Below are 13,829 nucleotides of genomic sequence, written 5' to 3'. Positions count from 1 at the left end.
CCGAGCGCTACCGCAGCTTAGCCGCAGTGGGCTCCGAATCCTCCCACCCACTGGTGGTACTTAACCTTTAGTCGCCGACCAAGTTCCCTCTTGAACCCTGCGTGGTGCACCCGACGCGGTCGTTGTAGTTCGTGCTGAGGTAGAAAGCCACGCCCAGGAACTCGTTGAGGTGCCTCGGTTCCAGACGGATTTGACGTTTGTGCTGGCCGCCCAAGAGCAGACGATCGCACCACTGTTCCAATCCGGAATTCATGTGTCTAAATGTCATAATTGCTACCGAGATCCGGTGCTGCTTAACGCAAGTCGATCATGATGATTGGAACTAAAATGGTGATATAGCGGCCGACAGCGCCTGGGTCCAGTCCTCAAGGGAGTGGCCGCGGAGCCGATGGCGCCGCGGCGGACGATCCGGAGGTGCTGGTGAAAAACTGAGCCGGTCGGGGTCGATGTCGGGCTCTTGGCCCAGTACCAGCATCGTCGTCTGGGTATCCACGTCCGAGGCGCGAACAGGGCCGCAGCTGAACGCTGCGGCCCTGTCGGTCGGTCGGTGGTGGTGCTGTTGTGCTACGGGGCGGGGTAGTGCGCGATGAAGACCGGCGAGCCGATTCTGGTCGTATCGGCCGGGCCGCCCACGCCGTTGACGACGTGATTGATCGTTCCGGCGCTGAGGTTGACGGTCATGATGTGGTGCAGCTGGACGCCCGGGGTCTTGGGAACCTCGAAGCCGTTCTCAGTCTGGATCGACGGGTTGTTCTGGTTGAACACGTAGGCGCCGCCGCCGTAGAGACGGTGGGTCTTCACGCAGTCGGCGACCTTGTAGGCGGCCCAGCCTTTGACCTTGCCGTTCATCCAGTCGGCCTGGGTCGGCGGGTCGTAGGGCAGCTCGTTCTGGTAGAAGATCGTCGTGCCGTTGTTGCCGTTCCAGACGGTGTTGTACTGCTGGAAGTGCTCGACGAACAGGCCCAGTGCGGTCACGTTGTCGCCGTTGACGACCACGCCGTTACGGCCGATGTTGGTCTTCCAGCGCTGAGTGTCGGTGAAGCCCTCGACGCCGTGGTCGCCGCGCCACACCCAGGTGTGGTCGATGAGCACGTTGTCGCTGTTGACCTCGAGCGCGATGCCGGCCTTGCCCACGTGCGGTCCACCGACGCGGAAGTACACGTCGGACAGCGTCGTCGGGTTGCTGGCCGAGCTCGGGCGGTTGCCGTGCGGCTTGCCGACGCGCAGCAGGACCGGCGACTCGGTCAGACCCGCGTCGATCGTGACGCCGGCGATGACGACGCCGGGGACGTCAGCGACGTCGATCGGAGTGGACCCGTTGACGGCGGTGAGCGTGGCGTGGCCGATACCGAGGACCACCGTGTCGGGGCGCTTGACCTCGATGTTGCGCGCGATGTCGTACACGCCCGGGGTGAGCAGCAGGTTCAGGCCGCGGGCGAGCTGGTTGTTGATGACCTGCACCGAGTCCGACGGACGCGCGACGTAGAAGTTCGTGAGCGGGATCGTGCGGCCCGGCGTCGTGCCGTTGCCCCACGTGATGCCGCGGCTGTTGCGCTGGGCGGCGGGGACGCGGACGTTGTACTTGCCCTGCGCGTCGACGAACAGGTACGGCTTCTCGCGGCTCACCGGGGTGGTGTCCAGCGTGGTGTAGGGCGGGTCGGGGAAGTCGGCCTCGCTGGGAGCGCCGACGACACCGGAGAAGACCTGGTTCCACACGCCGTTGGACCAGCCGGCGACCTCGCTGTTGCGGGTCAGCCACTGTTGCTGCGAGCCGCTGATGACGAACGGCAGCTTGGAGTCGGCGATGAAGCCGCCGCTGGCGTACTGCGGGCCGTCGGTGCAGTAGTCCATCAGCGACAGGTTGGCGCCGCTGATGTTGAGACGGCGCATGGACACGGCCTGGGAGACGGCCCAGAAGTCCGCCGAGGCCCGGCAGCCGTCCTGCCCGGCGGCGTTGATGTTGATCGACAGGTTGGACAGCGTGCGCCAGAAGTTGACGAGCGCGAGGCAGTTGCTCGTGCCCCCGTTCTCCAGGCAGCGGTTGTAGACGTCGACCTTGCCGTTGATGACCACGTCGTTGGGCGACGCGCCGAGGCCGGCGATCTCGGTGTAGTAACCGAGCTTGATCTGCAGCGGTTGCTGCGCGGTGCCATATGTTCCGGGCTTGAACAGGTAGGCGTGGCGCGCGGTGCCCATCTCGTTGTCGACCTGCGCGGCATGGGCCGCGTCGAGGGTCGCCTGAATGTTGCTGACCGGCATGCTCGGGTCGAAGACGGTGACGTTCGATCCGAGGTCCCAGCTGCTGGGGGGCGGCGCGGCGGCGGCCGTTCCCGCCGTCGCGACGGCGGTGGTCAGCACGAGCCCGACCACGAACGCCCGGCCGAGGTGCCGAGGATGTAAGCGCGGGCTGGCGAGACCCAGCCTACCGGGGGGCTGGATTGTCATGCAGTTCGTCCTTCCTGCTGGACAGGCAAACGGTTGGCGGAGAACGTCGGCCCGCTCAAGACGGCTTGAACAGGCGGCCGAGGTGCTGACCCGACGGGTAAGCGCTCTCTCGCCCCGTCGTGTAGCGGTGCTCATCGACCTGCCTGTTCAGGGGTCTTGCGGCCCGGATGAGCAAGCCCGACTAGGAGAGCGCTCTCACCGAGCCGGGACTTGTAACAGGACCGAAAAGAAGTGGGTGGGATGTTTGTACCGCGTAAACGGGCCCGGCGCTACGCCACGCAGCTCTTGACTTTTCCGCGTAAGAGCCCTAGCCCAGCCGGCGGCGAGGACGAGCGGGTCTTGACGGAGCCTGCCACCATGATCCCTAACGAGTGAGGGGGATGGACAGGGGCGATGGGTGAGTTTCTCAATGCGGTCCTCGAGTTCCCCACCATCCTGTTCACGGTCCTGCTCGTCGTCGTCCTCGCGTACTGGCTGATCGTCCTCTTCGGCGGCGCCGACACCGAGTCGCTCGACGCCGACGTCGTCGACGGCGGCACGGCCGGCGGCTTCGGTGGCTTCCTGGGCAGCGTCGGGCTGGGCGGAGTGCCGGCCACGATTGGGCTGTCGGTGCTCGTGCTGCTCGCCTGGTTCGTCAGCCTGGCCGGCTCGACCGTCGTCGACGGCGCGCTGCCGAGCGTGGCCGTGCTGGTGGTCGCCCTGGTCGTCGCGTGGCTGGCGACCCGCTTGCTCGTGGTGCCGCTGCGGCGACTCTTCCCGGAGACCAGCGGCGACTCCCGCACCGCGTTCGTCGGCCGCGAGTGCGTGATCCGCACCGGCAGCGTCACCGACACGTTCGGCCAGGCCGAGGTCACCGCCGCCGACGGCTCCAGCGCGATCGTGCAGGTTCGCCAGACCGGCACCGACACCTTCACCGCGGGCAGCACGGCGGTGATCTACGAATACGACCGGGACGGCGAGTTCTTCTGGGTCGTCCCCGCACCTACTGGTCCCACCCCCGGACACAGGGAGCTCCCATGACCATCATCACCACCGGCTTCCTCGTTGTGCTCGGCGTGGCCGTGCTCATCGTGATCGGTGTGCTGTTCGCCGTCAGCCGCCTGTTCCGCAAGATCGAACAGGGCAAGGCGCTGATCATCTCCAAGGTCCGCAGGGTCGACGTCACGTTCACCGGCGCCATCGTCCTGCCGGTCCTGCACAGGGCTGAGGTCATGGACATCTCGGTGAAGACGATCGAGATCGCGCGGACCGGCCGGGAGGGGCTGATCTGCCGCGACAACATTCGCGCCGACATCCGGATCACGTTCTTCGTGCGGGTCAACAAGACCGTCGAGGATGTCATCAAGGTGGCCCAGGCGATCGGCACGGTCCGGGCCAGCGACCAGGACACCCTGCAGGAGTTGTTCAACGCGAAGTTCTCCGAGGCGCTCAAGACCGTCGGCAAGCAGCTGGACTTCGTCGATCTGTACACCAAGCGCGACGAGTTCCGCGACCAGATCGTCCGGGTAATCGGCACCGACCTCAACGGGTACAGCCTCGAGGACGCCGCGATCGACTACCTCGAGCAGACGCCGCTGCACAGCCTCGACAACGCCAACATCCTCGACGCGCAGGGCATCCGGAAGATCACCGAGCTGACCGCGATCGAGCACGTGCGTACCAACGAGTTCCGGCGTAACGAGGAGAAGGAGATCAAGCGCCAGGACGTCGACGCCCGCGAGGCGGTCCTGGAGCTGGAGCGTCGTCAGGCCGAGGCGGAGATCAAGCAGCAGCGGGAGGTCGCCACCCTGCGGGCGCGCGAGGAGGCGGAGACCGCCCGGGTCCGGGCCGAGGAGCGACTCAAGTCGCAGACCGCCGAGATCCGCACCGACGAGCATGTCGGCGTCCAGCACGAGAACAAGCAGCGGGAGATCGCCGTCGCCGAGAAGAACCGCGAGCGGGTCATCGCGATCGAGTCGGAGCGCATCGAGAAGGACCGCATGCTCGAGGTCATCGCCCGCCAGCGGGAGACCGAGCTCAGCACGATCGCCAAGGACAAGGAGGTCGAGGCCGAGAAGCGGGCCATCGCCGAGGTGGTCCGGGAGCGGATCGCGGTCGAGCGTACCGTCGCCGAACAGGAGGAGCAGATCAAGCGGCTCCGCGTCGTCGAGGAGGCCGAGCGTACCCGCCAGGCGGTGGTCATCCAGGCGGAGGCCGAGGCGCAGGAGAACCTGGTCAAGGGGATCAAGGCGGCCGAGGCGGCCGAGCAGGCCGCGAAGTTCAAGGCCCGCGAGGAGCTGGTGCTCGCCGAGGCCCGGCAGCAGTCCGCCGAGCTGGAGGCTCGCGCCAAGATCCGGCTGGCCGAGGGGGTCCAGGCCGAGGCGGCCGCGGCCGGCCTGGCCGACGTGCAGGTCCGTGAGCGCAACGCCGAGGCGATCGAGAAGGTCGGCCGGGCCGAGGCGGCCGTCGAGCGGGAGAAGGCGATCGCGAAGGCCGAGACGATCGAGAAGGCCGGACTCGCCGAGGCCGCGGTCGAGCGGGAGAAGGGCACCGCCCACGCCGACGCGCTGCGCGACAAGCTCAAGGGCGAGGCCGAGGGTCTCACCGAGAAGGCCGCCGCGCTCGCCGCGATGGACGAGGCGAGCCGCGATCACGAGGAGTTCCGCCTGCGTCTGGAGATGGAGAAGGACGTCCGCCTCGCCGGCATCGACGTGCACCGGCAGGTCGCCGAGCAGCAGGCGGTCGTCCTGGCAGCCGGCCTGGAGAAGGCGAACATCGACATCGTCGGCGGCGACACTGTCTTCTTCGACAAGCTGCTCGGCTCGATCAGCCTCGGTAAGAGCGTCGACGGCTTCGTCCAGCACTCCGATGTCGTGCAGGCCGTCGGCGCCTCCTACCTCAACGGCAACGGCGATCTGGCTGGCGATCTCGGGCGGGTGCTCGGCTCGATGAGCACCGCCGACGTGTCCAACCTGACGCTGTCGGCCTTCCTGGCCCAGCAGATGCAGCGCGGTGGTGCTGACCGGGACAAGCTGCGTGAGCTGCTCGAGACCGCCCGCCAGCTCGGCATCGCGGACAAGCCTGTCGCGGTCCTGGCGGCGGCCGAGCAGTGACCGTCGACACGGCGGCGCCCGTCGCGGCGAGCCTGGACGCCGGCACCTACGAGGTGCTGCGCGACCGGCTCGCCGCGCAGGCGGCCGAGCTGACCCGCCGGGCCGAGGCCCTCAACGCGCGGCGGACCGAGGTGTTCGGCGGCAGCGAGCTGCGCCTGCTCGGCACCGAACGGATTCGCACCGAGCACAATTGCGTACCGCGTGACATCGTGTCCGTCGGCGGGCTGATGCTGTTCGGGTACAACGTCTTCATCGGCCTGAAGCCGGAGACGACCGTCGACGACGTGTTCTCGCTGCACCGGTTCAGCCGGGACGGCGACGCGTTCCGGTTCGACGAGCCGTCCGCGGACGACGGGCCCAGCCTGCTGCGCGACTCGCAGCTGCTGCGTGACTTCGGCGAGGTGTACAAGTACTACCGCGACACCCGGCTGCTGCAGTTGCGCCGGCTCGACGGGAAGCTCCTCGCGGTGTTCCAGACCGGTCCGCGCACCGATGACATCAAGGTGCTGCGCTGGACCGTGGACACCGACGGGACTGTGTCCTATGTGGACAATCGTGGTGAGCGCGACCATGTGTTCCCGCCGTCGCACGACTTCGAGTGGATCCCGGTCGGCCGGGAGCACCATGTCCTCGGTCGGCACCCGCACATCTCCATCGAGGACGTGGTGTTCGTCGAGACCGTCGGCGGTGACCTCACCGTCAAGGTGGAGAACAACACCGAGACGGGCGAGGGCGTCTACTGTGAGCCGGTCGACGAGCCGCTGCAGAGCCTCGCCGACGCCGATGTCAGCTACGCCCGGATCGGTCCGCTCGTCCTGCTGCGCATCCGCCCGTACAAGGAAACGGTCTTCAGGTTTCTGGTGTTCAACACCCGGACCCGGGCGGTCGTGCGGCTCGACGGGATCGGGCAGGGCTGCCAGCGCCTGCCGGAGGACCAGGGCCTGATCTTTCCGGGCGGCTACTACCTGGCCACCGGCGTCGCGCGGACGTTCGACACCGACGTGGCCGACCTCGAGTTCGAGCGCGTCATCCGGTCCACCAATGGCGAGGACGTGCTCTACGTCTTCCACGCCCGCGCCGACGGGCGGTCGCTGCTGCTGCCGTACAACGTCATCCGCAAGGCGGTCGAGAACCCGTTCGTCTGCCACGGCTACTCCCTGTTCGACGACGGGACGCTGGTGGTCTTCCGGGCGATGTCCGAGGAGCCGACCCGGGTCCACACGATGCAGGTGTGGCAGACGCCGTACCTGTCGGACACGTACGCCGCGGCGCAGCCGATCGGGACCGGGCCGCTGGACCGGGTGGGCAACGCCGATCTGGTCCGTGGCATCTCCGACTGCCTGTCGGTGGCCCGGATGGTCGCGGAGATGGGGCCGTCCGCGGCGGTGTTCGAGGCGATCATCGCGGCGTGTGTCCGCGCGTTCGACCACTACCACTGGCTCGGCGAGCCGGAGCTGGGCGACCTGCGTGGTCCGCTCGCCGAGCTGCGCGGCAGCGCCGAGCAGGTCCTGGCCGAGTTCGAGAAGGTGCAGGCGCTCACCGAGCAGGCGGCCACCGCGCTCGGCGAGGCGGCCGGGCGGATCGAGTCGCTGATCCGCCGCTCCGGGGGCGAGCCGCCGGTCGACACCGACGGCTGGGTGCGTCTGCTCGCCGACCTCCGCCACGCGCAGGGCTCCCTCGTCCCGCTGCGCGAGCTGCGCTACGTCGACACCGACCGGATCGCCTCCCTGGAGAAGCGGCTCGACGGGGAGCTCGTGGCCGCCGCCAAGCGCGCCGTGACGTTCCTCCAGCGCGACGACGCCTTCGCCGGCTACCACGCCGATGTGCAGCGCCTGGCCGTGGACGCCGAGGCGATCCGTACCGTGGCCGAGGCCGCGCCGGTCGGCGAGCGGCTGGCCGCGCAGGCCGCGGGGTTGCAGGTCGTCACGGAGGTGATCGGCTCCCTCGAGATCGCCGACGCCACCGTCCGCGTCGGCATCCTGGACCGGATCAGCGAGGTCCTCGGTGGCGTCAACCGGGCCCGGGCCACCCTCGGCGCCCGTCGCCGCGAACTGCTCGCGGTCGAGGGCCGGGCCGAGTTCGCGGCCGAGTTCGCGCTGCTCGGGCAGGCGGTCACCGGCGCGCTCGCGGTCGCCGACACGCCGGAGCGCTGCGACGAGCAGCTGGGCCGGCTCATGCTCCAGCTGGAAAACCTCGAGTCCCGCTTCGGCGACTTCGACGACTTCCTCGCCCAGCTCGCCGACAAGCGGACCGACGTCTACGAGGCGTTCTCCTCGCGCAAGCAGGCGCTGCTCGACGAGCGGACCCGCCGCGCCGACCGGCTCGTCGAGTCCGCGGAACGGATCCTCGCCGGCGTCGGGCGCCGGGTCGGCACGATGACCTCACCCGACGACGTCAACACGTACTTCGCGTCGGACCCGATGGTCGTGAAGCTGCGCGGCGTCGCCGGCGAGCTACGCGCGCTGGGCGACCAGGTCCGCGCCGAGGAGCTGGAGGGCCGGGTCAAGGCGGCCCGGCTCGAGGCCGGTCGGGTGCTGCGCGACCGGCTCGACCTGTTCGCCGGCTCGCCCGACGTCATCCGCCTCGGCCGGCACCAGTTCGCCGTCAACACGCAGGCGATCGACCTCACGCTCGTCCCGCACGGCGATGAGCTGGCGTTCAGCGTGACGGCGACCGACTACCGCGCGCCGGTCGACGACCCGGTGATCACCGCCGCCCGTCCCTTCTGGGGACAGCTGCTCGTCTCAGAAGCGCCTGACGTGTACCGCGCGGAGCACCTGGCCTGCGTGGTGCTCGACGCCGCATCGGCCGGACGGTCCATTTCGGACGGTCCGGTTCTCACGCTGGACGCGCTCCAGCAGGCCGCGGCCGTCGACGGCGGCCTTCGCGACCTTGTGCGGCGCGTCGCCGACAGTCGTTACGCCGAGGGGTACGAGCGGGGCGTCCACGATCACGACGCGGCCCTCGTCCTCGATGCGCTGCTGCGGCTGCACGCCGACGCCGGCCTCCTGCGCTACCCAGCGGCGGACCGGGCGGCGGCGCAGCTGTTCTGGACGTTCGGCGCCGACGGCACGGCCAAGGCGGCCTGGACTGCCCGGGCGCGGTCGCTCGCCCGGGCACGGACCGCGTTCGGCCGCTCGGACGCGGTGGGGCAGCTGTGCGCCGAGCTGCAGGCGGCGGTGGCCACGTTCACCCCGGCGGCCGGGTCGGGCGGGGTCGCCGGGGAGTACCTGTTCGAGGAGCTGAGCAGCGCGCCGTTCGGGTTCGTCACCAGCGCCGGCGTGCGGACGTTTCTCGATCGGTTCTGGCGTGCCCTCGGCGGCCCGAACGCGAGCTCCACCCGCGAGTTCAACGAGGACCTCCGCGCCCTCGACGGTGATCTCGGCGCGCGCCGCCAGCTCGTCCACGCGTGGCTCACCTCCTTCGCCGGCACCGTTGATCGTCCTGGTGACGGTGACCTGGAGGAGGCGGTCGCGATCGTGCTCTGTGGTGCCGACGTGCCGCGCCACGAGTCCTCCGCCGCCCTCACCGAGACCGTCGAGGGCCTGCTCGGCACCCATCCGCGGATCGTCGGCCGCCGGATGGAGGTGCGCCTCGACGAGGTGCTCGACCGCACCCGCCGGTTCCGTCTCGAGCGGGTTCCGGCCTTCCGCGAGTACCAGCGGCACCGCAACGAGCTGGCCGCCCGCGAACGGGAGCGGCTGCGGCTCGAGGAGTACAAGCCGAAGGTGATGAGCGCGTTCGTGCGCAACCGGCTGCTCGATGAGGTGTACCTGCCGCTCATCGGGGACAACCTGGCCCGGCAGCTGGGTGCGGTGGGCGATGCGAAGCGGGCCGACCAGATGGGCCTGCTGCTGCTCATCTCGCCGCCCGGCTATGGCAAGACGACGCTGATGGAGTACGTCGCCAGCCGCCTGGGGCTGGTGTTCGTCAAGGTGAACGGCCCCTCGCTCGGGCACCTGGTGACGTCGGTCGACCCTGCGGAGGCGCCGAACGCGACCGCCCGCCAGGAGGTCGAAAAGATCAACTTTGCGCTCGAGATGGGCAACAACGTCCTGCTGTACCTCGACGACATTCAGCACACGTCGCCGGAGCTGCTGCAGAAGTTCATCTCCCTGTGCGACGCCCAGCGCCGCATGGAGGGCGTCTGGAACGGCCGGACCCGCACGTATGACCTGCGCGGCAAGCGGTTCGCCGTGTGCATGGCCGGCAACCCGTACACCGAGTCGGGGCAACGCTTCCGGATCCCGGACATGCTGGCGAACCGTGCCGACGTGTGGAACCTCGGCGACGTCCTGACCGGCAAGGACGAGCTGTTCGCGCTCAGCTACATCGAGAACGCGCTGACCTCCAACGCCGTCCTCGCCCCGCTGTCCACCCGCGACCGCGGCGACGTCGAGCTGCTGGTCCGGCTGGCCCGGGGCGACGACACCGTGCGAACGGACCAGCTCGCCCATCCGTACTCGGCGGTCGAGGTGGACCAGATGCTGGCCGTGCTCCGCAAGCTGCTGCGGGTGCAGGAAGTGGTGCTGGCGAACAACCGCGCGTACATCGCGTCCGCGGCGCAGGCCGACGCGTCGCGCACCGAGCCGCCGTTCCTGCTGCAGGGCTCGTACCGCAACATGAACAAGCTCGCCGAGCGGGTCGTGCCGGTCATGAACGACGCCGAGCTGGAGGCCGCCATCGACGACCACTACGTCGGCGAGGCCCAGACACTCACCGCCGGCGCCGAGGCGAACCTGCTCAAGCTGGCCGAGCTGCGCGGCCGGATGACGCCCGAGCAGGCGGCGCGGTGGGCCGAGGTCAAGGCCGCGTACCTGCGGGCACGGGCGCTCGGCGGTGACGATGACGATCCGATGAGCCGGGCGGTCGGCGCGGTGGGGCTGCTCGCGGACCGGGTCGGCGCGGTGGAGGCGGCGATCGACCGGGCGGTCGCGACGACGCGGCGTTCCGGCCCCGCGGCGGCGTGGCCCGGGCTGGAGGTGGGTACAGAGCAGGCATACTCAGCCGGACTTGAGTAGGTGGCCGACTGCGCGATGCCGCCGGCCCTGACATGCTTGTCGCATGGGGGTGCGCGGATCGCGGTGTGTCACTGTTGCCGTCCAGCTCGGCGCGGCGTGGGCAGTCGGAGCAGTCGCACTGTCGATGCTATGGCAGGCGTTGGCGGCCGCGGGGCTCGCCGGTGGTGTGAGTCCGGCCGGTGTCGTCCTGGCGGGCGTGGTGGCCGCGGCGGCCGTACTGGCCGGATTGATGGTCGTGATCGCGGGCACCCGTGACGTGTCGATCCTCGGCGGAAGCGTGGGTCGTCGAGTGTTCTGGGCGTTGCTCGTCATGGGGGGAGGAACGGTCGGGTGGGCCCTGGGGTCGTTGGTTGACGCGGCTGAGCCGTGGCTGACGAACGATCCGCTGGTGACATCGCTGCTCGGTGGGGTCCCGTTCGCCTTGGCGGCAGCGTTGTTCGTGCGTGGTTGGTGGGTGAGCGTCACCGCGGTCGGACTGATCGTGGCGATGCTGGTTGCCACCGTGGTGGTGCTGCGCCGCGAGCCACCGGACGATCTCGAAGCGCGGCTGGCGGCCAACAACGTCCAGAGGGAGACCAGCTACGCGGTCGCCGTCCCCGGCTACCAGCCCAATGCCGGTCGCGACTACGGCAACGGGCTTGGCGGTGCGAGCTTCTTCCCCATGCATCCCGACCCGGAACCGCCGGCCCGGTACGTCACCATCACCGTGTCCGACCGGCTGGCCCCGGGCGAGCAGCTGTGCGGCCAGCCGACCGCCCAGGACTCGCAACTGGCGTCGGGTGACTGCACCATCGAGCCGAACGGTCTGGTCTACCGGCACAACCCGCCACTGCACGGCTACCAGGTGCCGTTCGCCCGGTTCTTCGTAACCGTCGCCGGGACCCCGACGGTCGGCCAGGACCTCCTCAGGGCCGCCGCGCTGAGCCTGCGGCCGGCCTCCGCCGACGAGATGGGAGGCGACCGCGAGGACGCCGGCTTGTTCGTGGCGGCCACGATTCCCGGGTACACCGGGCGGATGACCGAGGCGCCCCCTGGCATGCGGTACGACCCGGTCGACCGCACCGACTCCGGAGGGGACACCGGCTTCACGATGGAGGTCACCTACGCGGACGGCAACGACATCTGCCTCGCCGCCACCGAGTGCAAGCCGGAGGGTGCCGACCTCACCTACGTCCGGCTGCGGATGCTCGGCCCCAGCAACCCCGAAACCCACGGATACGTGGTGCGTCGCGGTCGGGTGAACGTGTCAGTGACGGGTGCACTGCGGGTCGACAGAACGCTGCTGCGCCAGGCCGCCCTGGATGCCCGTCCGGCCACCGACGACGAGCTGCGCCGAGCCCTCCCGCCGCCGCGGCGGCAGTACAGCCGTATCGACCGCCTCCGCGAGCGGCTCCGCGAGCGGCTCCGAAGCTTCTAGGCTGAGCGGCGGTGGGTCGTTATTGTTGGTCGATGCCATCGACCTCCCGCCGGCTGGCGTTCTCCACCCTCGGCTGCTCTGGGATGCCCCTGCACGACGTTGCCGCGCTGGCGCTGCGCACCGGGTGGCGTGGTGTCGAACTGCGCTCGGCCCCCGATGAACCCGTGCACGCGGGGTTGTCCGAGGCCGGACGACAGGCGGCCCTCGACGCCCTGGACGGCGTGGCCATACTCTGTGTCGCCTCGTACGTCAAAATCGCCAGCGGTCAGCTCGACGATGAGCAGTGCGTCGCCGATCTGCTCGCCGAGGCCGGCCTCGCCGCCGATCTGGGGGCTCGGGCGGTCCGGGTGTTCCCCGGTGGCGACGACGAGCAGGCCGACGCCCGGGCGATTGGGCGGCTTCGCGCCGCCGCGCCGAGGTTGCCGAGCGGGGTGGAGATCTGGCTGGAGACGCACGACTCGCATCCGCGCGGCGAGGACCTGCGACGGGTGCTGTCGCAGGTGCAAGATGCCCGGGTCCGGGCGATCTGGGATGTCAGGCATCCCTGGGCCGCGGGTGAGCCGGTGGCCGGCACCGCGCGGGCGTTGGCCCCCTGGCTCGCGCACGTCCAGCTGAAGGACTCCGCGGATGCCGCCGACCGCACTCCGTTGCTCCTGGGCACCGGCACCGTGCCGCTGCGCGAGATCCTGCACACGCTGGAGGCCGTCGGCTACGACGGCTGGTACAGCCTCGAGTGGGAGCGCAAGTGGCATCCCGGTATCGCCCCCGTGGCAGAGGCGCTGATCGCGGGGCGCGACTGGCTCGACACGGTCGACGCCGCTGCCACGCCGTAGCGGTCCCTGGGTCGCTACGAGACGTCGACGGTCTGCAGGACGTCGGCCATCGGGTACACCTCGCTGCCGGGATCGGGCAGGTTGACCCAGGCGACTCGCAGCACGGTGCCGCGCCAGGCCATGCCCACGATGCCCGACCTTGACGTGGGCGAGAGCAGCCTGTGCGTCGTCACGCCGGTGGCCACGTTCACGACGTCGAACGTGTCAGGATTGGCGGCGGTGCCCCTGAGCGCGACGGCGAGCAGCCTGCCGTCGGCCGACACCCGGACCCGGTCCGCTGTAGGGCAGTGCCATCGGTTCACGTCGAAGTGCACAGTGCGGACCAGTTTGCCGGTGTCGGCCGAGGAGATCCGCAGGTCGCAGGCGGCCTGCGAGGTGGTGAGCAGCAGTCCGCTCTGGATCGAGAGGTTGTTCGTGTCCCAGGCGGGGAGGGGGTCGAGCGCGGCGAGCCGTTCCTCTGTGCCGCTGGCCAGGTCGTGCCGCACGATCCGGCCCGGCGTGCGGTACAGATAGGCGGCGGTGGCGGTCGCGCCGACGAGCTGGACGTCCTGGCCCTGCAGGCGCACCTCGCGGGTGAGGGCCACGGCGCCGCCGGGCGCGAGCACGACGAGGCGCATCGCCAGGCCGGTGACGTTGACGCCGTCCGTGCGTCGCACGCCGGGCTGGAGGTCCTTGCTGCCCAGCAGGACAGTGCGGCCGTCGTCGAGCGCCACGCGCTGCCGTAGCCCGTCGATGAGGTCGGGCGGGGCAACGGCGATGATCTTGCGTTCCGGTGAGAGCTCGAGCAGGCCCTGGGGCGGCTGATAGCCCAGTGGGTTCTGGCTGTCGTGGTCGCGGACCTGGCTCCAGCGCGCATAGGCACGGGCCATCGCCTCGTCTGCCGCCTCACGCGCCAGCTGCGGATTGCCGAGGGCTACGGCGAGCGCGCGGTAGAGCCGATCGGCCTCGGAGCGGTAGAACGTCTCGAAGTCGGTCGTTCGCCGGCCTGCCATCAGGGATGTCCCCACAGCACGTACACGCA

Annotated in this window: 7 protein-coding genes; 5 read left to right on the top strand and 2 right to left on the bottom strand. The window is 69.8% G+C overall.

Annotation, left to right across the window (positions count from 1 at the left end; all coding sequences use genetic code 11):
- Positions 1-564: 564 nt before the first annotated feature.
- Complete coding sequence (locus ABT297_RS30235; RefSeq protein ID WP_350555789.1) at positions 565-2,445, bottom strand: pectate lyase-like domain-containing protein; 1,881 nt, start codon at positions 2,443-2,445, stop codon at positions 565-567.
- Between the two features lie 393 nt (positions 2,446-2,838).
- Here ABT297_RS30235 and ABT297_RS30230 point away from each other — a divergent pair, with 393 nt between their 5' ends.
- The 5 genes from ABT297_RS30230 (at position 2,839) to ABT297_RS30210 (ending at position 12,808) form a co-directional block, all read left to right on the top strand.
- A complete protein-coding gene (locus ABT297_RS30230; RefSeq protein ID WP_350555788.1) occupies positions 2,839-3,465 on the top strand; it encodes a hypothetical protein in 627 nt (208 codons plus the stop codon).
- Positions 3,462-5,537: a flotillin family protein gene (locus tag ABT297_RS30225; protein WP_350555786.1), complete on the top strand. Its 2,076-nt coding sequence runs from the start codon at positions 3,462-3,464 to the stop codon at positions 5,535-5,537. The genes ABT297_RS30230 and ABT297_RS30225 overlap by 4 nt, the downstream gene beginning before the upstream one ends.
- Entirely contained in the window at positions 5,534-10,558 is a 5,025-nt protein-coding gene (locus tag ABT297_RS30220; RefSeq protein WP_350555784.1) for a DNA repair ATPase, read from the top strand. Before ABT297_RS30225 ends, ABT297_RS30220 begins: the two co-directional genes overlap by 4 nt.
- 139 nt (positions 10,559-10,697) lie before the next feature.
- Complete coding sequence (locus ABT297_RS30215) at positions 10,698-11,975, top strand: hypothetical protein (RefSeq protein ID WP_350555782.1); 1,278 nt, start codon at positions 10,698-10,700, stop codon at positions 11,973-11,975.
- A gap of 32 nt (positions 11,976-12,007) precedes the next feature.
- The gene (locus tag ABT297_RS30210; protein ID WP_350555780.1) at positions 12,008-12,808 is read left to right on the top strand and encodes a sugar phosphate isomerase/epimerase family protein; all 801 of its coding nucleotides are present in this window, start codon (positions 12,008-12,010) and stop codon (positions 12,806-12,808) included.
- A 14-nt stretch (positions 12,809-12,822) separates the two neighbouring features.
- Here ABT297_RS30210 and ABT297_RS30205 read toward each other — a convergent pair whose 3' ends face one another.
- On the bottom strand, positions 12,823-13,800 hold the full coding sequence (locus ABT297_RS30205) for an RNA polymerase sigma factor (protein ID WP_350555778.1): 978 nt from the start codon (positions 13,798-13,800) through the stop codon (positions 12,823-12,825).
- Between the last annotated feature and the right edge of the window lie 29 nt (positions 13,801-13,829).

The sequence above is a fragment of the Dactylosporangium sp. NPDC000555 genome, from assembly GCF_040300025.1.
Lineage (GTDB): Bacteria > Actinomycetota > Actinomycetes > Mycobacteriales > Micromonosporaceae > Dactylosporangium.
Note: the sequence above shows the minus strand (reverse complement) of the source record. Positions and strands in the feature narration are given on the sequence as shown.